Raw genomic sequence first — 18672 nt, forward strand, 5'->3', positions numbered from 1 at the left:
CGATCACCGCTGCCCGGGAACACCAGGGGCGGCGCCCCACGAGTTTTTGAAGATCGAAAGCAGGAACGGCTCTGAACACCCACCTCGACCACCGCAACCCTCTCGTGTTCGACACACACGAGCTGGGCCGGCGTCCTGGTGCGCTGCAGCGCCTGACCCGCACGATCGAGGCCCCCAGGGATCTCGGGATCCAGGGAGTCATCGGAGTGCCGGAAGGCACCCCGGTGGAGCTCGAACTCAGGCTCGAGTCGGTCATGGAAGGTGTGCTCGTCACAGGCACCGCCCGTGCACGGGTCGAGGGGGAGTGCGTAAGGTGTCTGGAGCCGCTCGAGCAGTCGCTCGCCGCGGACTTCCAGGAGATGTTCTCGTACCCTGACGCCGACGACCGGGGCCGCGCCAAAGCGGATCCGGCCGACGACGCCGGGGAATCCACGGATAACGAGGACATGCTCTTCATCGAGGACGGCCTGTTCGACCTCGAACCCGTGCTGCGTGATGCGGTGGTGCTCGCACTGCCGATGCAGCCGGTGTGCCAGGACGACTGCCCCGGCCTGTGCTCCCAGTGCGGAGCCCGGCTCGCGGACGACCCGGACCACCACCACGACGCCGTCGACATCCGTTGGGCGGCACTGCAGGGACTCGCTGGTTCATCCGGAGACGGCGAGAAGGACGAGTTGAGCGGCGGCGCGCTTCCATCAGCGCACGTCGACGAGAAGCAGGAGAAGTAGCCGTGGCTGTTCCGAAGCGGAAGATGTCGCGCAGCAACACGCGCCACCGCCGGTCGCAGTGGAAGGCTGCGGTCCCCACCCTGGTTGCGTGCGAGCGCTGCCACGAGCCCAAGCTGCAGCACATCGCGTGCCCGGCTTGCGGCACCTACAACAAGCGCCAGGTCCTCGAGGTCTGAGCGGCCGGTGAGAGGTCTGATGTCTGACGCCAAGGCGGAACCAAACGCCAAGAAAAAGGCGGAGAACACAGCCTCGTCCCACACGCTTCTGGAAGGGCGGCTCGGGTACAAGCTCGAGTCCGCCCTTCTGGTGCGCGCGCTGACCCACCGTTCCTACGCGTACGAGAACGGCGGTCTGCCGACCAACGAGCGGCTGGAGTTCCTCGGGGACTCCGTGCTCGGCCTCGTGGTCACGGACACGCTGTACCGCACCCACCCCGACCTGCCCGAAGGCCAGCTGGCCAAGTTGCGGGCCGCGGTGGTCAACTCGCGTGCGCTGGCGGAAGTGGGCCGCGGCCTCGAACTCGGCTCCTTCATCCGGCTCGGCCGGGGCGAGGAAGGCACGGGAGGCCGGGACAAGGCATCCATCCTCGCCGACACCCTTGAAGCGGTGATCGGCGCGGTCTATCTCGACCAGGGTCTGGAAGCGGCGGGCGAACTCGTCCACCGGCTCTTCGACCCGTTGATCGAGAAGTCCTCGAACCTGGGCGCCGGCCTGGACTGGAAGACCAGTCTCCAGGAGCTCACCGCGACCGAGGGGCTCGGCGTACCCGAGTACCTGGTCTCGGAGACCGGCCCCGACCACGAGAAGACCTTTACTGCTGCCGCCCGCGTCGGAGGCGTCTCGTACGGCACCGGCACCGGCCGCAGCAAGAAGGAGGCGGAGCAGCAGGCCGCGGAGTCCGCGTGGCGTGCTATCCGCTCCGCCGCGGACGAGCGCGCGAAGTCGGCCCAGGCCGCCGAGCAGGTGGCTCAGGCCGCTCAGCAGGCAGCCCAGGCCGCCGAGGAGGCCACCGACGCCCCCTCGGCTCCGACCAGCGATCCGGCCACGGCCTGATTCCTTCGTAAGAACGCCGGCAGCACCCGCGGCGACCGCGGACCCCGCCCCTCAGCGGTGTCAGTGGTCCCGCGGGAACAGCGGCACCAGCAGTAGCGCAGTAACCGCAGGGCCCGAACCCCGTCGCAGCGTCCGTGCCGCGGCGGGGTTCGAGCATCCCCGCAACCACATTCCGAAGGAGCGCCGTGCCCGAGTTGCCCGAGGTCGAAGTCGTGCGGCGCGGCCTGGAGCGCTGGGTCAGCGGGCGGACCGTGACCTCGGCCGAGGTACGCCATCCACGGGCCGTACGCCGTCACCAGGCCGGACCCGAGGGCTTCGCCCAGGCACTCGCCGGGCAGCGCGTCGGACCGGCGATGCGCCGCGGCAAGTACCTCTGGCTCCCCCTGGACGACTCACCGTTCTCCGTACTCGCGCACCTCGGCATGAGCGGTCAGCTCCTGGTGCAGCCGGAGGACGCCCCGGACGAGAAGCACCTGCGCGTCCGCGTCCGCTTCGACGACGCGCAGGGCACCGAACTGCGCTTCGTCGACCAGCGCACCTTCGGTGGCCTCTCCCTGCACGAGACCACCCCGGACGGCCTGCCGGACGTCATCGCGCACATCGCCCGCGACCCGCTCGACCCCCTGTTCGACGATGCCGCGTTCCACACCGCCCTGCGCGCCCGCCGCACGACGATCAAGCGCGCCCTGCTGGACCAGTCGCTGATCAGCGGCGTCGGCAACATCTACGCGGACGAGGCGCTCTGGCGCGCCAGGCTCCACTACGAGCGCCCGGTGGCCGGCTTCACCCGGCCGCAAACCGCCGAACTCCTCGGCCACATCCGTGACGTCATGAACGAGGCCCTCGCCGTCGGCGGCACCAGCTTCGACAGCCTGTACGTCAACGTCAACGGTGAGTCCGGTTACTTCGACCGCTCACTCGACGCCTACGGGCGCGAGGACGAGCCCTGCCGCCGGTGCGGCACGCCCATGCGCCGGCGCGCCTGGATGAACCGGTCCAGCTACTTCTGCCCCCGCTGCCAACGACCGCCCCGGGTCACCGGCTGACGCCGACGCCCGCCCGAAGGGCCCTCGGCGACGGCACGCCCGCGAAGACCTTCTCGTCCCCTCAGGCCTCACGCGTCTCGTCGTAGTGCTCCCGCGCCTCCAGGACGTCGTCCATGCGCCCCTCCAGGAAGTGGATGAGGGTGAGCAGACGCTCCGCGACCTCCTGGCCGAGCGGTGTGAGGGTGTAGTCGACGCGCGGCGGGTTCGTCGGCTGGGCGTCGCGGTGCACGAGGCCGTCGCGCTCCAGCGCGTGCAGCGTCTGGGAGAGCATCTTCTCGCTGACGCCGTCTACCCGGCGCCGCAGTTCGTTGAAGCGGAACGTGCCGCCGTGCAGCGCTCCGAGCGTGAGCGATCCCCAGCGTCCCGTCACGTGCTCCAGCGTGCCCCGGGACGGGCAGCTGCGCGCGAACACGTTGTAGGCGAGGTCCTGAAACTCACCGCTCTCGGCGGTGGGCACGGCGATTTCCATGACATCACCATACTCCGGGACAGCGCTAACCAGAAGGTTGCACTAACTAGAAGTTAGTGCTTTCCTTTTGTTCGTTGTCACCACCTGGAGGAGTCCTATCGTGAGCACCCCTGTTGTCTCCATCGCCTACCACTCGGGCTACGGCCACACCGCCGTTCTCGCCGAGGCTGTCCGCTCCGGAGCGGCCGAGGCCGGTGCCGAGGTCCACCTGATCAAGATCGACGGGATCACCGACGCCGAGTGGGAACGCCTCGACGCCTCGGACGCGATCGTCTTCGGCTCGCCGACCTACATGGGCACGGCGTCCGGCGCCTTCCACGTCTTCGCCGAGGCGTCCTCGAAGCGCTGGTTCGGGCAGGTCTGGCAGGACAAGCTCGCCGCCGGGTTCACCAACTCCGGTTCCAAGAGCGGCGACAAGCTGCACACCCTGCAGTTCTTCCAGATCCTGGCCGCGCAGCACGGCATGAACTGGATCAACCTCGGTCTGCACCCGGGCTGGAACAGCAGCTCGGCGTCGGAGCACGACCTCAACCGCCTCGGCGTCTTCGCCGGCGCCGCCGCGCAGACCAACGTCGACGAGGGCCCCGAGACCGTGCACAAGGCCGACATCGCGACGGCCGAGCACCTCGGCCGCCGGGTCGCGGAGGCGGCACGGGCGTTCTCGCTGGGGCGCGCGGCCGCGTAGGCGACGACGGGAGCGCCCAGGCGTTCTTCGGTGACGAAGCAACCGGATGCCGGGCCGGAGCCGTACTGGCGAGGTGTCGTCCATCGACCGCGGGACAGCGGCCCGCGAGGCGCGGGGGCTCGGGAAACTGGCCTGCCGGTGTCAGGCGTCGGTGTGGCCTTCCTCACCCCGGACGGCCCGGAGGCGGCCCGGAAGGTGCTCACCAGTCGAACCAGCCTCGGGAGGTTTCGTACAGGGTCCCGGGTTCGTCGCAGGTCTGGGATGCCATGATCCGCGCCGCGACGTCGTCCGCCCGCGCGGCGTGACCGTCCGCCAGAACCACCAAGGTCAAAACCGCGGCCGGCGTGAGCACGGGAAGAACCCGCCAACGGCGTACCCGCGACATGACCGGTGCCGCCACGGCCAGCACGACGCCGGCCGGCAGGAGCCACCGTCTCGTACTCGCTTCCCGATGGAGTTCTGCGGCCGGCAGGGGAGGGTACCCGCACATCGGGTACGACTCCGCTCCGACGAACAGGGACGGAAAGCGTTCCAGTCCCGCGGCCGGCACTATGAAAACCCCGAGCACCGGCAGCCGACCGAGAACTCTCTCCGGCCCCGCCACCGACCCGCTCCGTCCTTCGCTCGCTCCCCACGGCCGCCCGCGACTGACGGCCGGATGCGGCGCCATCTGGGACCGATATCAGTTGACTGCGGTTGCGGTGGTTGCTGTACTCCGCTGCTGTACAACTGCTCTGGAGGCCCCGTGACTGCATTGCCGACGAGCGTCGACCGCGCCATCCTCGATCGCCGGATCGTGTTCGCGCTCAAGACGATCCGCGAAACGCTGGGCTGCACGATTCACGAAGCCATCGACGTGTTCGCGGCCCGGTATGAGGAACTGCGCCGCGATCGCCCAGATGACTTCACCGTCGCGCCCGAGGAGTACGGCCGGGGGTTCTACTCCTGATTGGCGGCGCACCGGTGGGACGCACGGCCGTCGATCACCGCTTTAGGAGCGGGGTGGGGCGAGTTGGGGCCTGACCTGCGACATCCATACTTCGCCGGATGCCTGCTGTGTTCGCTGCCGGCATCCGCAGTTTCCCGCAGTTCCCCGCCCGATCTGGCACGGTTGTGGCACGGACCGATCCTTAACCCTCGGTCCGCCCTCGGTTGCCCGACTATCGTCCTGTGTGGAGTGTGGGGCGTATTCGCAGGGGGCGGGCATGACGACAGGTGACCAAGGCGCGGGGGCGACCGATTCCGATGCTACGCAGCAGGACGACCTGGCCCAACGCATGCAGCACATCGCGATGACGCAAGGATTTGACCTGGGCGTGGTCCGGTCAGTGGCTGGCTCTTATGACGAGGTGGAGACTGTCAGCGACAGGGGGCCGATCCTCGTGTCCCTGCGCTCGGACGGGATGATCCATGTGCGGTTTCAGCGCCACAGGACCTTCCCGCTGACGAGTGGTTGGACGGACGAACTCGCCGCCGTGGTGGAAGCGGCAGCCTTGTGGCGCCGAGGATGCACTCTGCGGGAGCTGCATGAACGCTTCCCATTTATGAGCTGGAGCGAACTGGCGCAGGCGTTTGAAGACGGCAACCCGGTCCCTACCAAGTGGAGGCAGCTTCTCTCCAGCGCATGGCACCTGAGTGATCGGCCGTTCATTCAGGCGGCCCACGACCATCCTGAACTGCGTCACTTTTACCCGGACATCAGCCACGGGAGCTTGATGCTGAGCCGGAAGCCATTCGAGATGGACGCCGGCCTGGTGAAGGTCACACCGCTGTCGGAAGCCGACTACCGAGTGACCATGTTCCCGGGTGAGTTCCGGAGGGAAGTGACGTCGTTGGACGAGGCACTTGAGGTCGCGGCAGCCTGTTTCCGTTCGCTTGGCTGAGCGCCTGGTAAGCGGGGATCGAGGCCGAGCGTCGCCAGGCTCCGTCTGGCTCTGGTCCGCGGTTTTGAAAACCGTCGTGGCGCGAGTCACCCGTGGGTTCAAATCCCACACCCACCGCCAGCAGAAACGGACCCTGACCAGGTAAATCGGTCAGGGTCCGTTCTCGTGGCCAGTGTCCACTAGTGTCCGTGACTCCCCGCTGTTTCCCGACCGAACGGGCACGAGAGGGGCACGTCGACTGGTGCCCTCTAGGCGTAGGCGGCCAGCAGCGCGGCAAGTAGCCCAGCCCCCACAGCTGTAAAGACCCGTGGCTTCCTCCAGCCCGGTCCCGAAGCTTGGCGGTTCAGCTCCCACATGAGCACCAGAGCGGCACCAAGGCCCAGCGCGTCGCGCAGCAGGAAAATGGTGGTGTTCACTGGGCGCTTCCAGGGGCTTTCGAACGGCAGACGCTCATGTCAGTCAACGGAGATTGTGCAGTCTTTGGAGGGGATGCCAGCGAGTTCACACGCGGCCGCGTCTTCCTGGCTCGCGGATGGGTGTTGCTGGAGATACGCCGCTGTCGCGCGCGTTCCGGCGTCGAAGCAGGTCGAATTCTGTCGCACGATCGTGCTGAGGATTTTCAGCCGTGCCGTGGCGATCTCGTACTGCCTGATGGTGTCTCCCCCCTTCGCAATCCGCTGCTGCTGCTTCCGGAACTGGCCGGCCCGCGCCTCGAAGTCCTGGTTCGCCTGCGCGCACGTGGTCGACTGCTCGGACGCGTCGTCGTGCTGCGTCGCTCCGACGGCATAGCCGCCCAGGGCGACTGTGATTGCTCCTGCGCTGACCAGCGCGATCATCGAACGCTTCATGGCCGGGGATCGTATACGCCCAGGTGAGGCCACTCGTCATCGACGTCCGCCGGCCTGTGGTCGACGACGTTGAGAGGTTGGCTCCGAGACTTTGGGCGGGAGCTGCCATGGGGCGAGTGATCATGGCCCCTGAAGCTTCCGGCGAGTCGGGCAGTCTGTGGACCTGCCCGTTAAAGCATGACGTTGGGGCCATGATCTTCGAGGCTCGCCCCATGGTGGCTGCCTAATCCCTTGTTAAGGACGTTCCGAAGGAGCGGTAGTTCCTGGGTGCGTTCGAGGGCCGGGAACGCGACACCTCGTGGCTGCCGAGTGGGCCCACCAGCCGCCACTGGTCGAGGACGCGCTCGGCAAGCAGATGCTCGCCCTCCTCATCCAGCTGGAAGCCGCCTGCACCGCCGCCGACCAGCTCGCCAACGCGGTGGAGGAGGTATTCCCCCAGCACCCGGACGCAGAAATCCTGCTGAGCTTCCCCGGGCTCGGCATCCAGCTCGCCGCCCGGATCCTGGCTGAGATCGGGGACGACCAGACCCGCTTCGCCGACGCACGCGGCCTGAAGGCATACGCCGGCTCCTCGCCCATCACCAGGGCCTCCGGCAAGAAGTCGACCATCACACGGCGATGGGTGAAGAACGACCGGCTCAACCACGCCGGCTACCTCTGGGCCTTCGCCTCACTCCGAGCATCCACCGGAGCCAACGCCCACTACCGGCGACGACGCGAGCACGGAGACTGGCACGCCGCCGCCCAGCGCAACCTCTTCAACCGCATGATCGGACAGCTCTACCACTGCCTCCAACGCCGCGAACTCTTCGACGAGCAATCTGCGTTCCCAGCACCATCGCAGGCAGAGGCGGCAGCAGCCTGAACAGCGAAGGCACCTTGCTCACGCTGGCGATGGAAGCTGATCATTCACCCATGAGACCTGAAGTGCAGGCGTTCGTCGCCGACGGCCCGCTCCCCGACTGGGACGCGAGCGAAGAGGAGATCGACAGGCGCGTCGAGCAATTCGAAGCGATTCCGAAGCCGGTCACGGGCGAGGAAGCCCGAGCGCTGGTCTCCTGCTTCGGCCCGGACGATTGCTACGGCGTCGCCTGGGCTCTGCTTCACCTCATCGAGACCGGCCCAAACCCCGTCCTGACCACCGACCCCGGACCCCACGCCAACGAGTGGCACCGGCGGCTCTACGACCGCGGTGTGAACGGAGGTCTCATCCCAAAAACTTGACGGCATAGCAACGTGAGGTGTCTAAAGTCTCGGAGCCAACCGGCCCCGCCGGCGTCTGTGCGGGAGCTCCCTCGTGCCCCGAACTTCTCCACGTGGGCGCGCGTTGGCGCAGCCCGCCGGAGCGGGCCGAAGGCAGGAGCGGCGGCGGAGCGGAGCCAGGAGCGCGCCCGGCGGAGCGGAGCGCAGCCGGGGCTTGATGAGGTAGAGAAACCTGTAACAACTGGGCTCGGCGGAGTCTGATGATCCACGGATGGGAGACACGGAGTTAGCGCACGCGAGCGCCACCATGACCCCGGCTTCACGCTGCGGACGTACACGCACCTGATGCCGTCGAGTGGGACCCGGACCCGGGCCGCTGTGGATCGCGTCTTCGCGGACGAGGAACCCACGGGCGACGGCCCGGACACGGCCCGGGAGGGTTTCTGGCCCTCTGACCCGCGGTTGTCTCAGTAGCCGAAGTCCTGCGTCCACCACGGACCGCCGGCACCGAGGTGCACGCCGACGCCCAGGGTCTTGAAGTCGCAGTTCAGTATGTTGGCGCGGTGGCCCTCGCTGTTCATCCAGGCGTCCATGACCGCTGCCGCGTCTGCCTGGCCACGGGCTATGTTCTCGCCGCCGAGCGCGGTGATGCCCGCCTTCGCCGCACGGTCCCAGGGGCTGAGCCCGCTCGGGTCGGTGTGGTCGAAGAAGTCGCGCAGGGCCATGTCCTCGCTGAAGGACTGGGCGAGGTCCGTCAGGGCGCCGTTCGCCGCGACCGGGGTGCAGCCGACCTTGGCCCGCTCCTCGTTGACGAGCTTGAGCACCTCGGCCTCCGCGGCGGCCTCGGCCGTCAGCGTCACCGGGGCGGTGGTCACCGGCGCCTTCGGCCTCGCGACCTCGGAGACCGGAGCCGAGGGCTCCTCGGGCTCGGCGGCCTTGCCCGGAGCGGTGGTGGCCGGCTCCTGGGAAGGTGTCGCCGTCGGCGCGGTGGCCGCCGACGTGGAGGGGGGCGCGGAAGGGGAGGAAGCGCGGTCGGAGTCGCGGCTCGTCGACTGGTCGTCGCGGCTGTCCGCACTGCCCGAGGTGCCGCCCTGCTGGGTCTCCTGGCTCGACGGGGAACCGACGGCCTGGACCTGGTCGGAGTTGTTGCCCCCGCCGCCGAGCGCGTAGTCCTTCGCGCCGGGCACTACTCCGGCGGCGACGGCGACGGTGCCCAGGGCCACGGCCGCGGAGACACCGAGCAGACCCGTGCGAACGGGCGTCGCGGCCTTCCTCTTGCGGTGCGAGCGCGCGGCGGCCGTGCTCGGGAGGTCGGCGATGGCGGCATAGCCGTACAGGTTCTCCGGCCCATAGCTTTCCGTGAGGGGTCCGTGCGTATCGGTGACCCCGGTGGCGCGGCTTGTGGCGGCGCGGCCGGCGGCGGAGCGTCGGTGGCGTCCCATCTCCTGGCCTTCCTCGATCTTTCGGTCAGCGTCCCTCACTCGAAAGAGTGAGTTTCATATGAGACTCATTGGACCGGGACGGTACCGCATGGCGGGAGGGGAGGAAGTGCCCGGAGAGACTTTGTCCGGTTAGCGTGCACGCATGAACGAGGTTGTACGACTGGTCGTCTGGGTACGCGGGCGCGTCCAGGGTGTGGGTTTCCGCTGGTTCACGCGGGCCAGGGCGCTGGAGATCGGCGGCCTGAGTGGTTTCGCTCTCAATCTTGACGACGGACGGGTCCAGGTGGTCGCGGAGGGCCCCAGACTCGCGTGCGAGGGCCTGCTGGACTGGCTCCAGGGCGACGACACACCCGGGCGGGTGGACGGAGTCACTGAGATCTGGGACACGCCCCGGGGGATCTACGAGGACTTCGCCATCCGGTGACGGTGACGGGCACGAGGCCGCCGCGGGGCGCGGCGGCGCATGCCTCCGGCACCTGCCGGGAGCGGAAACGGCCTGGTGGTTGCCAAGAAGGGCTCGTCGTGGCAGGCTCCCGGGAGAAGGATCATCTCCACACCCCCAGGGCCCCACAGGAGTCGCAGCGCAGCCGCCCCAGAGCCGCGCGACAGCGGGTTGCCCCCCAATACGGGGTGTGATCGTGTTGACCGTCAAACTTTTTGGTGAGACGCTGAAAGCCCCGCGCACCTTAGCTGTTTGGCATGTGGAACCGCAGCAAGAATTTAGCAAGTGCCAAGCATCGCGGGTGCGATTCCCTCACGACCCACACCGCTTCGGTCGGTCACTCAGTGTGGAGGACCATCCATCATGGCAAAGGCGCTTCTCGGTTACGTCGGCGGTTCCGACCCGCGACTCATTGCCGAGATGCGACGGCTCCAGCAGCGCGTCCAGGACCTCGAATCCGAGCTCGGACGGATTCAGGCCGAGAACGACGCGCTCGCGGCTGCCGCTTCTCACGACTCGCTTCTCGAGAGCATCGACGTACCCCAGGCGGAGCCTGCGCTCACCTGATCACTGCACCGCACCACGACAGCAGTGGTTGGGCAGCCCCTATCAACCGCTAAGTTGTCAGATTTGCAAGGGACGCCTCTTCGGCGTCCCTTCTTCTTTCCCCCGCCTGTACTTCAAGCTCTTGTACGTCTGGTGTGCCCTGCACGTTCATGGGTGAAACCGCGGGTTCATGGAGTGAGACCGGCCCGAAAGGTAGAGTCCGGCGGCGTGCACCTCAAGGCCCTGACCCTGCGCGGGTTCAAATCGTTCGCCTCGGCGACCACGCTGCGCTTCGAGCCGGGCATCACCTGCGTCGTGGGCCCCAACGGCTCGGGCAAGTCCAACGTCGTGGACGCCCTGAGCTGGGTGATGGGCGAGCAGGGGGCCAAGTCGCTGCGCGGCGGGAAGATGGAGGACGTCATCTTCGCCGGCACCACCGGCCGCCCGCCGCTGGGCCGTGCCGAGGTGTCCCTGACCATCGACAACTCCGACGGGGCGCTGCCCATCGAGTACGCCGAGGTCACCATCACGCGGATCATGTTCCGCAACGGCGGCAGCGAATACCAGATCAACGGCGACACCTGCCGGCTCCTCGACATCCAGGAACTCCTGTCCGACTCCGGCATCGGCCGCGAGATGCACGTGATCGTCGGCCAGGGGCAGCTCGACTCCGTCCTGCACGCCGATCCCATGGGCCGCCGCGCGTTCATCGAGGAGGCGGCCGGGGTCCTCAAGCACCGCAAGCGCAAGGAGAAGGCGCTGCGGAAACTGGACGCGATGCGGGCGAACCTCGCCCGGGTCCAGGACCTGACCGACGAACTCCGGCGCCAGCTCAAACCCCTCGGCCGGCAGGCCGCCGTCGCCCGCCGCGCCGCCGTCATCCAGGCCGACCTCCGCGACGCCCGGCTCCGCCTGCTCGCCGACGACCTCGTACGTCTCAGGCAGGCGCTCCAGACGGAGATCGCGGACGAGGCGGCACTCAAGGAGCGCAAGGACGCGGCCGAGGCCGATCTGAAGAAGGCACTCCAACGCGAAGCGCTTCTGGAGGAGGAGGTGCGCCGCCTCACGCCCCGCCTCCAGCGTGCCCAGCAGACCTGGTACGAGCTGTCGCAGCTCGCCGAACGGGTACGCGGCACGATCTCGCTGGCCGACGCGCGCGTGAAGAGCGCCACCTCGGCGCCCCCGGAGGAGCGGCGCGGGCGCGATCCCGAGGACATGGAGCGCGAGGCCGCGCGCGTCCGCGAACAGGAGGCCGAGCTCGAGGCGGCCCTGGAGGCGGCTGAGCACGCCCTGGAGGACACGGTCGCGCACCGGGCCGAGCTGGAGCGCGAGCTCGCGGTCGAGGAACGCCGTCTCAAGGACGTCGCGCGGGCCATCGCCGACCGCCGTGAGGGCCTCGCCCGCCTCAACGGCCAGGTCAACGCGGCGCGTTCACGGGCCGCCTCCGCCCAGTCCGAGATCGACCGGCTCGCCGCCGCCCGCGACGAGGCCCAGGAGCGGGCGGTCACGGCGCAGGAGGAGTACGAGCAGTTGAAGGCCGAGGTCGACGGGCTCGACGCCGGCGACGCCGAACTGACGGAGCGGCACGAGGAGGCCAAACGGGCACTCGCCGAGGCCGAGTCCGCCCTCACCGAGGCCCGCGAGGCGGCCACCGCCGCCGAACGCAGACGCGCCGCGACCCAGGCCCGCCACGAGGCACTGGCGCTCGGCCTGCGCCGCAAGGACGGTACGGGCGCGCTGCTGGGCGCGAAGGACCGGCTCACGGGGCTTCTCGGCCCCGCCGCCGAACTGCTGTCCGTCACCCCCGGGTACGAGGTCGCCCTCGCCGCCGCCTTCGGCACGGCGGCGGACGCCATCGCGGTCACCACCCCCGCCTCGGCGGCCGAGGCCATCCGCCTGCTGCGCAAACAGGACGCCGGGCGGGCGGCGCTGCTGCTGGCGGGAGGTCCGGAGGAACCGGCGGCACCACGGAACGGGGACGGCGTCACGGCGGGCGGGACCGGGCGCCGGGACGCGCACACCGGTGAACCGGACGGTGGGGACAGGGCCTGGAGCCATTCCGACATCCGGCAGCCCGCCCGGGGCCACGGCGACGGCGGCGAGACCGCGGGGACCTTGCCGGCGCACCCCACCGGTCCTCCCTACGCCGCGGACCTCGTGCGGGGACCCGCGGAGCTGATGCCGGCCGTACGGCGGCTGCTGCGCGGGATCGTCGTGGTCGGCACCCTGGAGGACGCCGAGGACCTGGTCTACGCGCGGCCGGGGCTGAGCGCGGTCACCGCCGAGGGTGACCTGCTCGGGGCGCACTTCGCGCACGGCGGCTCCGCCGGGGCGCCCAGCCTGCTGGAGGTGCAGGCGTCCGTCGACGAGGCCGCGGCCGAGCTCGAGGAGCTCGCCGTGCGCTGCGAGGACCTCGGAGAGGCACAGCACCAAGCCGTCGAGCGGCGCAAGGAGCGGGCCGCGCTCGTCGAGGAACTGGGGGAGCGGCGGCGGGCCGCCGAGCGGGAGAAGTCGTCCGTGGCCCAGCAGTTGGGGCGGCTGGCCGGGCAGGCGCGCGGCGCCGCCGGTGAGGCCGAGCGGAGCGCCGCCGCCACCGCGCGGGCGCAGGAGGCGCTGGACCGGGCGGTGGAGGAGGCGGAGGTGCTGGCCGAGCGGCTGGCCGTCGCCGAGGAGATGCCCGTGGAGGAGGAGCCCGACACCGCCGTACGCGATCGGCTCGCCGCCGACGGGGCCAACGCGCGCCAGACCGAGATGGAGGCCCGGCTCCAGGTGCGTACGCACGAGGAGCGGGTGAAGGGGCTGGCCGGGCGGGCCGACGGGCTGGACCGGGCCGCGCGCGCGGAGCGTGAGGCACGCGCGCGTGCGGAGCAGCGGCGGGCCCGGCTGCGGCACGAGGCGGCGGTCGCCGAGGCCGTCGCCTCCGGCGCCCGGCAACTGCTCGCGCACGTCGAGGTGTCGCTGGGCCGGGCCGAGGAGGAGCGGGGCGCCGCGGAGAACGCCAGGACGCACCAGGAGCAGGCGCTCGGAGCGGTCCGGGGCGAGGGGCGCGACCTCAAGGCGGAGCTGGACAAGCTCACGGATTCGGTTCACCGCGGCGAGGTGCTCGGCGCCGAGAAGCGGATGCGGATGGAGCAGCTGGAGACGAAGGCGCTGGAGGAGCTCGGCGTCGAACCGGCGGGGCTGGTCGCGGAGTACGGTCCGGATCAGCTCGTACCGCCCTCGCTGCCCGCCGAGGGCGAGGAGCTGCCGGAGGACCCTGAGCACCCGCGCAACCAGCCCCGGCAGTTCCACCGCGCGGAGCAGGAGCGACGGCTCAAGTCGGCCGAGCGGGCCTACCAGCAGCTGGGGAAGGTCAACCCGCTCGCCCTGGAGGAGTTCGCCGCGCTGGAGGAGCGTCACAAGTTCCTCAGCGAGCAGCTGGAGGACTTGAAGAAGACGCGCGCCGACCTCCTCCAGGTGGTGAAGGAGGTCGACGAACGGGTCGAACAGGTCTTCACGGAGGCGTACCGGGACACCGCACGGGAGTTCGAAGGTGTCTTCAGTCGGCTGTTCCCGGGGGGTGACGGGCGGCTGATCCTGACCGATCCCGACAACATGCTCACCACGGGTGTGGATGTCGAGGCGCGGCCCCCCGGCAAGAAGGTGAAGCGGCTGTCGCTGCTCTCCGGTGGGGAGAGGTCCCTCACGGCCGTCGCGCTCCTGGTGTCGATCTTCAAGGCCCGGCCCAGCCCGTTCTATGTGATGGACGAGGTCGAGGCGGCGCTCGACGACACCAATCTGCAGCGGCTGATCCGGATCATGCAGGAGCTCCAGGAGGCCTCGCAGCTGATCGTGATCACGCATCAGAAGCGCACGATGGAGGTCGCCGACGCGCTGTACGGCGTCTCCATGCAGGGGGACGGTGTGTCGAAGGTCATCAGCCAGCGGCTCAGTCAGAAGGCGGCCTCACCGGGCCGGTGAGGCCGCAGCGCGGAGTGCCTTCCGATTCTCGGGGTATCCGAACCACGTCAGCGTCAAGCCTTCAAGACTTGAACACGATGGCCTCACCGGAGCGGGGAAAAGTCACAGCAGTCCGATTATTAACTTCGATACTTGAAGGCATAGTCTCTGCAGCGTTGCTTTTACCTTCAGGTGGTGTGTGGCATGGAGCTGTACGCCACTGGAACCACCACTGAAGGGCTTGCCCCCACACCCCGGCAGCGAGGCCGGTGGCCCGAGGAGTTACACGTGACCAGCACTGCGCAGGCACCCACATCAGGAGCCGGGACGGCTCACCCCGAACATCTCGGGCACGTCATCTTCATCGCGGCGGCGGCCGCGATGGGCGGCTTCCTGTTCGGTTACGACAGCGCCGTGATCAACGGTGCCGTCGAAGCGATCCGCGGCCGCTACGACGTCGGTTCCGCGGCTCTGGCGCAGGTCATCGCCATCGCACTGATCGGCTGCGCCGTCGGCGCGGCGACCGCGGGCCGGATAGCCGACCGCATCGGCCGGATCCGCTGCATGCAGATCTCCGCCGTCCTCTTCACGGTCAGCGCCGTCGGTTCCGCGCTCCCGTTCGCGCTGTGGGACCTCGCCCTGTGGCGCATCATCGGCGGATTCGCCATCGGCATGGCCTCCGTCATCGGCCCCGCCTACATCGCCGAGGTCTCCCCGGCCGCCTACCGCGGCAGGCTCGGATCCTTCCAGCAGGCCGCGATCGTCATCGGCATCGCCATCTCGCAGCTGGTCAACTGGGGCATCCTGAACGCCGCCGGCGGCGACCAGCGCGGCAAGCTCATGGGGCTCGAGGCCTGGCAGGTCATGCTCGGCGTCATGGTCGTCCCGGCCGTCCTGTACGGCCTGCTCTCCTTCGCGATCCCCGAGTCGCCGCGCTTCCTGATCTCCGTGGGCAGGCACGACCGCGCCCACGAGGTGCTCAAGGAGGTCGAGGGCGACAAGATCGACCTCAACGCCCGCGTCGCCGAGATCGAGCACGCCATGAAGAGCGAGCACAAGTCGAGTTTCAAGGACCTGCTCGGCGGCGGCTTCTTCTTCAAGCCGATCGTCTGGGTCGGCATCGGTCTCTCGGTCTTCCAGCAGTTCGTCGGCATCAACGTCGCGTTCTACTACTCCTCGACGCTGTGGCAGTCGGTCGGCGTCGACCCCTCGCAGTCGTTCTTCTACTCGTTCACCACGTCGATCATCAACATCATCGGCACCGTGATCGCCATGATCTTCGTCGACCGGGTCGGCCGTAAGCCGCTCGCGCTCATCGGCTCCGTGGGCATGGTCATCGGTCTCGGCCTCGAAGCGTGGGCGTTCTCCTACGACCTGGTGGGCGGCAAGCTGCCGGCCACCCAGGGCTGGGTCGCCCTGATCGCCGCGCACGTCTTCGTCCTCTTCTTCGCCCTCTCCTGGGGTGTCGTGGTCTGGGTCTTCCTCGGTGAGATGTTCCCGAACCGGATCCGTGCCGCGGCCCTCGGTGTGGCCGCCTCCGCGCAGTGGATCGCCAACTGGGCCATCACCGCGAGCTTCCCGTCGCTGGCCGACTGGAACCTCTCCGTGACCTACGTGATCTACACGGTCTTCGCCGCGCTCTCCATCCCCTTCGTGCTCAAGTACGTCAAGGAGACCAAGGGCAAGGCCCTGGAGGAAATGGGCTAGGCCCGCACCCCCCGACTCGGGGAGAAGGGCCAAGTCCCCGCTGCCCCTCTCCTCGTACTCGTGAGAGACGTCATGCCCCGGCTCGGCCTTCCAGGTCCCTGAGCCGGGGCATCACGTCTTCGCAGAACAGGCGCAGGCTGCGCCAGCCTTCCTCGACGGGCATGCCGCCGGACAGCGGATGGAGCACATGGTGGTCGAGGCCCTGGGCCGCGCACGCCTCGGGCGTCAGGACGCGGTACACGCCCTCGGCGCGCAGCTCCTCGACCGTGGTGGCCGCCGATCTCACCGCCGAGCGGATGTCACCGGACTGCCAGGAGGCGTACGTCCGGGCCTCGTGAAGGAAGTGCCGCCCGTACGCGGCCCACGTCCGGTCCGGGTCCTCGGCGATGTGCAGCAGCGGGGTCTCGGCGGCGGGCATCATGGTCCAGCCCTCGGTGCCGTACTCGGTCAGCCGCTCCTTGTAGTACGCCTCCAGGTCGGGAAGGTGCGCGCTGGGGAAGAACGGCAGGCCGAGCCGGGCGGCGCGGCGGGCGGCGGCCCGGGAGGATCCGCCCACCAGCAGCAGTGGATGCGGATCCGAGAACGGGCGCGGGGTGACCCGTACGGTCCGGCCCCGGTAGCTGAACTCCTCGCCGGTCCACGCCTTCAGCACCGTCTCCAGCACCTCGTCCTGGAGCCGGCCGCGCCGCTTCCAGTCGACGTCGAACAGGGCGTACTCCTCAGGCCGGTAGCCGATGCCCGCCACCGTCACCAGCCGTCCGCCGCTGAGCAGATCGAGCACGGCGACGTCCTCGGCGAGCCGCAGGGGGTCGTGCAACGGGCCGATGATCGCCGAGACGGTGACCGCCAGGTGCCGGGTCGCGCCGAAGACCGCGCCCGCGAAGGTGAACGGCGAGGGCAGCCAGTTGTTGGCGACGCCATGGTGTTCCTCGGTCTGCACGGTGGTGACGCCGTGCTCGTCGGCGTAGGCGGACATCTCGACCGCGGCCCGGTAGCGGGCGCTCAGTGACGCGGGGGTCGCGTCCGGGTCGACGAGGTTGAAGCGCACGACCGTCACGGGCATGGGGAGCCCCCCTTCATGTGTGGAGGGGGACGGTAGCTGACGGATCGTCAGACAGCCATAGTCGCGGACTCCTCGGCGGGTTCCGCCCCGGGGGCCACCGGGGGCTTCGGCAGGGCGGCGTAGAGGACGAAGGAGGTCACCATCGTCGCCGCCCAGCCGAGGCCGTACGCGCCGACCGGATTGCCCGTCGCCAGCGGGCCGGTGAACCAGTCGGACGTGGTGAACAGCAGTCCGCAGCCGAGGCCGATCGCCCACGCCGCGACCGCGGCCGGGCTGAAGCCGCCCCGGTACCAGTAGGCGCTGGTGCGCGTGGTGTCGAGCAGGGCTCCGGCGTCGTACGCCGGGCGGCGCAGCATGTCCGCGCCGAAGACACCGGCCCAGGCCGAGAACGTGACCGCGAGCAGGGTCAGGAACGCGAGGAACGAGCCGATGAAGGAGGGCGCGACCAGCATCAGGACGCCGCCGAGTAGCAGCGAGACGACGGCGTTGACCGCGACCGCCCAGGGGCGGGGCAGTCGGACGCCGAGGCTCTGCGCGGTGAAGCCCGCCGAGTACATCGACATGGCGTTGATCAGCACCATGCCGACCAGCGCGATGAGCAGGTAGGGCACCGCCATCCACAGCGGCAGGACGGCGCCGAGGAACGAGACCGGGTCGGCGGCCGAGGCCAGGTCCGGCGTGGCGACCGCCATGACCGAGCCCATCAGGATCAGCGGGACCACCACGACGACGGCGCCGCCGAGGGAGCAGCACACGATCGCCGCGGACGAGGCCCCGCGCGGCAGATAGCGCGTGAAGTCCGGAGCCGAGGGTGCCCAGCTGATCCCGCCCGCCGCGATCAGCCCGATGCCCGTGATCATCAGGTGCGTCGGCCCCGACGGCCCCCGCAGGACCTCGCCCCAGTCCGTCCTGGCGGCCAGGCGGCCGAGGACGAGCAGGGAGAAGGCGGCGAAGAGGCAGGCCGCCCACCTGTTGCACCGGTGCACGGCGTTGATGCCGAAGCCGGAGATCGCGAACGTCGCGACCACGAAGAGCAGCAGGGTCACGAGGATCAGGAACGTGTTGCTCCTGATACCGAAGACGATGTCCAGGACGGTCAGCAGGGCGTAGGCGCCGGTCACCGCGTTGATCGTCTCCCAGCCCCAGCGCGACACCCAGATCAGCGAGCCGGGCAGGAGGTTCCCGCGCTGGCCGAAGACGGCACGGGACAGGGCCATGCCGGGCGCGCCGCCCCGCTTGCCCGCGATGCCGATCAGCCCGACCAGACCGTACGACACGGTCGGCGCCACGGTGGCGACCACCAGGCTCTGCCAGAGAGCGAGCCCGTACGACACGGCCAGCGTGGCGCCCATGGTCAGCAGCAGGACGGTGATGTTGGCCGCCACCCAGGTGGGGAAGAGGTCGCGGGTTCTCGCATGCCGCCCGGAGTTCGGCACGGGCTCGATGCCGCGCGTTTCGAGGGCGCCATCGGGGGGCTCGGCGGTGCTCATGGGCAATGATCATAGATTATGTCGGTTTGTCGCCTTTCTTGTGTGTGCGCTCCCGTATGAGGTCACGGATTCCCTCCCCGGCAAGGGAATCTCCCTCCCCGGGGAGGGATGACTGATACTGGGGGCGT

18 protein-coding genes and 1 pseudogene are annotated in these 18672 nt (G+C 69.4%); 13 read left to right on the forward strand and 6 right to left on the reverse strand.

The window, feature by feature from the left end:
• The first annotated feature begins 71 nt into the window (after positions 1 to 71).
• The 4 genes from ACFVTC_RS32620 (at position 72) to mutM (ending at position 2827) form a co-directional block, all read left to right on the forward strand.
• A complete protein-coding gene (locus ACFVTC_RS32620; RefSeq protein ID WP_168534098.1) occupies positions 72 to 728 on the forward strand; it encodes a DUF177 domain-containing protein in 657 nt (218 codons plus the stop codon).
• Positions 729 to 730: 2 nt separating this feature from the next.
• Positions 731 to 904 (forward strand): 50S ribosomal protein L32, encoded by a 174-nt coding sequence (gene rpmF / locus ACFVTC_RS32625; protein WP_006139588.1) that lies wholly within the window; start codon positions 731 to 733, stop codon positions 902 to 904.
• A gap of 19 nt (positions 905 to 923) precedes the next feature.
• Positions 924 to 1781: a ribonuclease III gene (gene rnc, locus ACFVTC_RS32630; RefSeq protein ID WP_390132068.1), complete on the forward strand. Its 858-nt coding sequence runs from the start codon at positions 924 to 926 to the stop codon at positions 1779 to 1781.
• Positions 1782 to 1966: 185 nt separating this feature from the next.
• Positions 1967 to 2827, forward strand: coding sequence for a bifunctional DNA-formamidopyrimidine glycosylase/DNA-(apurinic or apyrimidinic site) lyase (mutM, locus tag ACFVTC_RS32635; protein ID WP_390132069.1), 861 nt, complete (start codon positions 1967 to 1969; stop codon positions 2825 to 2827).
• A 61-nt stretch (positions 2828 to 2888) separates the two neighbouring features.
• Here the strand turns inward: mutM and ACFVTC_RS32640 are convergent, their stop codons facing one another.
• Positions 2889 to 3296, reverse strand: coding sequence for a winged helix-turn-helix transcriptional regulator (locus tag ACFVTC_RS32640; RefSeq protein WP_390132070.1), 408 nt, complete (start codon positions 3294 to 3296; stop codon positions 2889 to 2891).
• A gap of 100 nt (positions 3297 to 3396) precedes the next feature.
• Here ACFVTC_RS32640 and ACFVTC_RS32645 point away from each other — a divergent pair, with 100 nt between their 5' ends.
• The 3 genes from ACFVTC_RS32645 (at position 3397) to ACFVTC_RS32655 (ending at position 5864) form a co-directional block, all read left to right on the forward strand.
• Complete coding sequence (locus tag ACFVTC_RS32645) at positions 3397 to 3981, forward strand: flavodoxin family protein (RefSeq protein ID WP_390132071.1); 585 nt, start codon at positions 3397 to 3399, stop codon at positions 3979 to 3981.
• A 745-nt stretch (positions 3982 to 4726) separates the two neighbouring features.
• Positions 4727 to 4930: a hypothetical protein gene (locus ACFVTC_RS32650; protein WP_390132072.1), complete on the forward strand. Its 204-nt coding sequence runs from the start codon at positions 4727 to 4729 to the stop codon at positions 4928 to 4930.
• Between the two features lie 256 nt (positions 4931 to 5186).
• Positions 5187 to 5864, forward strand: a complete 678-nt coding sequence (locus tag ACFVTC_RS32655) for a DUF6193 family natural product biosynthesis protein (RefSeq protein ID WP_390132073.1) — start codon at positions 5187 to 5189, stop codon at positions 5862 to 5864.
• 248 nt (positions 5865 to 6112) lie between these two features.
• Here the strand turns inward: ACFVTC_RS32655 and ACFVTC_RS32660 are convergent, their stop codons facing one another.
• Positions 6113 to 6280, reverse strand: a complete 168-nt coding sequence (locus ACFVTC_RS32660) for a hypothetical protein (RefSeq protein ID WP_390132074.1) — start codon at positions 6278 to 6280, stop codon at positions 6113 to 6115.
• A gap of 39 nt (positions 6281 to 6319) precedes the next feature.
• Positions 6320 to 6712, reverse strand: a complete 393-nt coding sequence (locus ACFVTC_RS32665; RefSeq protein WP_390132075.1) for a hypothetical protein — start codon at positions 6710 to 6712, stop codon at positions 6320 to 6322.
• A gap of 289 nt (positions 6713 to 7001) precedes the next feature.
• Between ACFVTC_RS32665 and ACFVTC_RS32670 the strand changes: the two are divergent.
• Together ACFVTC_RS32670 and ACFVTC_RS32675 are read left to right on the forward strand one after the other, a co-directional pair.
• Positions 7002 to 7577, forward strand: a pseudogene (locus ACFVTC_RS32670) (transposase); the annotation flags it as partial.
• Between the two features lie 50 nt (positions 7578 to 7627).
• Positions 7628 to 7936, forward strand: a complete 309-nt coding sequence (locus tag ACFVTC_RS32675) for a hypothetical protein (RefSeq protein WP_390132076.1) — start codon at positions 7628 to 7630, stop codon at positions 7934 to 7936.
• A gap of 446 nt (positions 7937 to 8382) precedes the next feature.
• Here ACFVTC_RS32675 and ACFVTC_RS32680 read toward each other — a convergent pair whose 3' ends face one another.
• Positions 8383 to 9357: a CAP domain-containing protein gene (locus tag ACFVTC_RS32680; RefSeq protein ID WP_390132078.1), complete on the reverse strand. Its 975-nt coding sequence runs from the start codon at positions 9355 to 9357 to the stop codon at positions 8383 to 8385.
• 142 nt (positions 9358 to 9499) lie between these two features.
• Between ACFVTC_RS32680 and ACFVTC_RS32685 the strand changes: the two genes are divergently transcribed.
• The 4 genes from ACFVTC_RS32685 (at position 9500) to ACFVTC_RS32700 (ending at position 15991) form a co-directional block, all read left to right on the forward strand.
• Complete coding sequence (locus ACFVTC_RS32685; RefSeq protein ID WP_390132079.1) at positions 9500 to 9781, forward strand: acylphosphatase; 282 nt, start codon at positions 9500 to 9502, stop codon at positions 9779 to 9781.
• A 381-nt stretch (positions 9782 to 10162) separates the two neighbouring features.
• On the forward strand, positions 10163 to 10366 hold the full coding sequence (locus ACFVTC_RS32690; protein WP_107021972.1) for a hypothetical protein: 204 nt from the start codon (positions 10163 to 10165) through the stop codon (positions 10364 to 10366).
• Positions 10367 to 10573: 207 nt separating this feature from the next.
• The gene (locus ACFVTC_RS32695) at positions 10574 to 14305 is read left to right on the forward strand and encodes an AAA family ATPase (RefSeq protein ID WP_390132080.1); all 3732 of its coding nucleotides are present in this window, start codon (positions 10574 to 10576) and stop codon (positions 14303 to 14305) included.
• Positions 14306 to 14572: 267 nt separating this feature from the next.
• A complete protein-coding gene (locus ACFVTC_RS32700; protein ID WP_168530421.1) occupies positions 14573 to 15991 on the forward strand; it encodes a sugar porter family MFS transporter in 1419 nt (472 codons plus the stop codon).
• Between the two features lie 70 nt (positions 15992 to 16061).
• On the opposite strand, the gene ACFVTC_RS32705 is transcribed toward ACFVTC_RS32700, so the two are convergent.
• Positions 16062 to 17054: an LLM class flavin-dependent oxidoreductase gene (locus tag ACFVTC_RS32705; protein WP_390132081.1), complete on the reverse strand. Its 993-nt coding sequence runs from the start codon at positions 17052 to 17054 to the stop codon at positions 16062 to 16064.
• A gap of 47 nt (positions 17055 to 17101) precedes the next feature.
• Complete coding sequence (locus tag ACFVTC_RS32710; protein WP_390132082.1) at positions 17102 to 18544, reverse strand: purine-cytosine permease family protein; 1443 nt, start codon at positions 18542 to 18544, stop codon at positions 17102 to 17104.
• Between the last annotated feature and the right edge of the window lie 128 nt (positions 18545 to 18672).

Origin of the sequence: Streptomyces sp. NPDC057950 (genome assembly GCF_042887295.1) — a bacterium.
Classification (GTDB): domain Bacteria; phylum Actinomycetota; class Actinomycetes; order Streptomycetales; family Streptomycetaceae; genus Streptomyces; species Streptomyces kaempferi.

Coding starts and splice junctions, on each gene's coding strand:
- rnc (WP_390132068.1), top strand. CDS start 924: ATGTCTGACGCCAAGGCGGAACCAAACGCCAAGAAAAAGGCGGAGAAC.
- ACFVTC_RS32640 (WP_390132070.1), bottom strand. CDS start 3,296: ATGGAAATCGCCGTGCCCACCGCCGAGAGCGGTGAGTTTCAGGACCTC.
- ACFVTC_RS32655 (WP_390132073.1), top strand. CDS start 5,187: ATGACGACAGGTGACCAAGGCGCGGGGGCGACCGATTCCGATGCTACG.
- ACFVTC_RS32665 (WP_390132075.1), bottom strand. CDS start 6,712: ATGAAGCGTTCGATGATCGCGCTGGTCAGCGCAGGAGCAATCACAGTC.
- ACFVTC_RS32675 (WP_390132076.1), top strand. CDS start 7,628: ATGAGACCTGAAGTGCAGGCGTTCGTCGCCGACGGCCCGCTCCCCGAC.
- ACFVTC_RS32680 (WP_390132078.1), bottom strand. CDS start 9,357: ATGGGACGCCACCGACGCTCCGCCGCCGGCCGCGCCGCCACAAGCCGC.
- ACFVTC_RS32685 (WP_390132079.1), top strand. CDS start 9,500: ATGAACGAGGTTGTACGACTGGTCGTCTGGGTACGCGGGCGCGTCCAG.
- ACFVTC_RS32690 (WP_107021972.1), top strand. CDS start 10,163: ATGGCAAAGGCGCTTCTCGGTTACGTCGGCGGTTCCGACCCGCGACTC.
- ACFVTC_RS32705 (WP_390132081.1), bottom strand. CDS start 17,054: ATGCCCGTGACGGTCGTGCGCTTCAACCTCGTCGACCCGGACGCGACC.
- ACFVTC_RS32710 (WP_390132082.1), bottom strand. CDS start 18,544: ATGAGCACCGCCGAGCCCCCCGATGGCGCCCTCGAAACGCGCGGCATC.